The sequence below is a fragment of the Roseovarius sp. E0-M6 genome (genome assembly GCF_037083845.1).
Lineage (GTDB): Bacteria > Pseudomonadota > Alphaproteobacteria > Rhodobacterales > Rhodobacteraceae > Roseovarius.
In genome coordinates, this window is the sequence record NZ_JBAPLA010000019.1 from 1 (window position 1) to 558 (window position 558).

General features: G+C 56.8%; 1 protein-coding gene. It reads left to right on the plus strand.

Annotated elements, in window-relative coordinates:
- Positions 1-127 precede the first annotated feature (127 nt).
- Positions 128-526 (plus strand): IS200/IS605 family transposase, encoded by a 399-nt coding sequence (gene tnpA / locus V8359_RS19295; RefSeq protein ID WP_336430779.1) that lies wholly within the window; start codon positions 128-130, stop codon positions 524-526.
- The last annotated feature ends 32 nt before the right edge of the window (positions 527-558 follow it).

Consider the following 558-nt stretch of genomic DNA (forward strand, 5'->3'; position numbering starts at 1 on the left):
ACTTTCCACCTAATGGATCGAAGCCACCGGCTTCCAGCCGGTCCGCTTCAGCGAATCTGTTCTGAGCTTCCTCCCCGGAATCTGAAGCCCCGCAGGGGTATGGCTTCAGATTCCGGGGAGGAAGCTCATGCGCTACTCGTCATCCGCGCACACGCGATTTTATCACAGATATCATGTCGTGTGGGCCACGAAGTACAGGTACAAGGTTCTGCAAGGCGCAATGCGTGAGCGGATCCGTGAAATCATCATCCAGACTTGCGAGGAACTGGGCGTCCATATCGTGAAAGGTGTTTTGGCACGCGATCATATCCACATGTTCCTGTCGATCCCGCCGAAACTGTCCCTGTCCGAGGTTATGCAGCGCATCAAGGGCCGGTCATCCCGCCGCATCCAGATGGAGTTCCCCGACCTGCGCAAGCGGTACTGGGGAAGACGCTTTTGGGCGCGTGGGTATTTCTCCACGACCTCTGGGAACGTGACTGACGACGTCATCAGGCAGTACCTGGAATTACATTCCTCCAAATGATGCCTCCGGCGTCAGCCGGTGCGTCCTTCACT